Here is a 1,375-nt window from a genome sequence, read left to right as displayed (position 1 = left end):
CCCAGTGTGGGACACCCACACAGTCCGTGTGTGTGTCTTTTTGTGTTTGGTGTTTTGGGGTTTTGTTCTCCCGGGGTTTGGGGTGGGGGGTGTGGGGGTGCGGTTTAACCCCCCCCCCCACTCTTGTCGGCCGCGTGACCCCTGCCTAGGTTCGGGTGATCTACGAGCTTGGGGGGTCCGAAATGCGCAGACGCTCACTTTTGACCGGTGCCGCGGCCGTGGCTGGCGCGGTGACGCTCGGCCTCAACCCGGCGGCACGGGCGCAGCGGCCCGGCGCGTCCGACCTGCCCGACCTGTCCCTCGGCGACTACCCGGTGGTGGGCCGGGTGCGGGCGCGCAAGGCGATGGAGCACCTCCGCGTGCTCAGCGAGCGCATCGGCCAGCGCATCGGCGGCACGGAGTCCGAGCACCGGGCCCGCGACTACCTCGCCTCCGTGCTGCGCGACCTGCGCTACCGGGTGACGTTGCAGCCGTTCGCCGTGCCGGACAAGTACCTGTCCACGCTGACCGTCGGCCGCGACACGTGGCACGCGGGCGCGTCCCGCTTCGGCGCGCTCGGCGTCACGGCCACCGGCCCGGTCGTGGACCTCGACACCGGCGCGTCCCTCCCCGAGGACCTGACGGGGAAGGTCGCGCTGCTGGTCAACGTCCCCGCCGGCTCGACCGCGGTGCTGGACGCCGCGCAGCGGGGCGCGGCGGCCTTGCTGGTCGGCCGCGTGTCCGTGCCGCCGGCGGGCAAGACCGGCGCGTACTCCCCGACGCTGACCGCGAACGTCGCCGTGCCCGTGCTCGGCATCGCCCAGGTGCACGTGGAGCGGCTGCGCGCGGCCGGCCCCGTCACCGTCACCGTGTCGACCACCCACCACGCGGGCCTGACCTCGTACAACGTGATCGCCGACCGGCCGGCGACGTTCCCCGGCCGCGACGACGGCGTGGTCATGGTGACCGCGCACTACGACAGCGTGCCCGGCTCGCCCGGCGCGAACGACGACGGCAGCGGCACCGTGCTGGCCCTCGAACTGGCCCGCGTGCTGCGCCACCTGCCGACCCACAAGGCGCTGCGGTTCGCCCTGTGGGGTTCGGAGGAGCAGGGCCTGCTCGGCTCCCGCCACTACGTGAACCAGCTGACCGACGCGGACGCGGCGCGCATCGCGGGCGTGTTCCAGAACGACATGGTCGCCACCAGCCACGGCCCGGCGACCGCCTACTGGCTGCTGTCGGTGGACGGCGGCGACAACGCCACCACCGCCCAGGTCGCCGCCGCGGCCGCCCGCCTCGGCTACGGGTCGCAGGTGCACGGCCCGGTGCCGCGCGGCAGCAGCGACCACGTGCCGTTCCACGAGCGCGGGATCGCCGCGGCGAACTTCAGCTGGCG

The 1,375-nt window shown here is 73.6% G+C and carries 1 protein-coding gene; it reads left to right on the top strand.

What is annotated here, in order from left to right:
* Nucleotides 1–218: 218 nt before the first annotated feature.
* On the top strand, nucleotides 219–1,375 hold a 1,157-nt coding region (locus ACFXGA_RS04890), incomplete at its 3' end, for a M28 family peptidase (RefSeq protein ID WP_378084451.1).

Source organism: Actinosynnema sp. NPDC059335 (assembly GCF_042752395.1).
In the GTDB taxonomy this organism is placed as follows: domain Bacteria; phylum Actinomycetota; class Actinomycetes; order Mycobacteriales; family Pseudonocardiaceae; genus Actinosynnema.
This window is presented reverse-complemented; position numbering and strand designations above follow the sequence as displayed.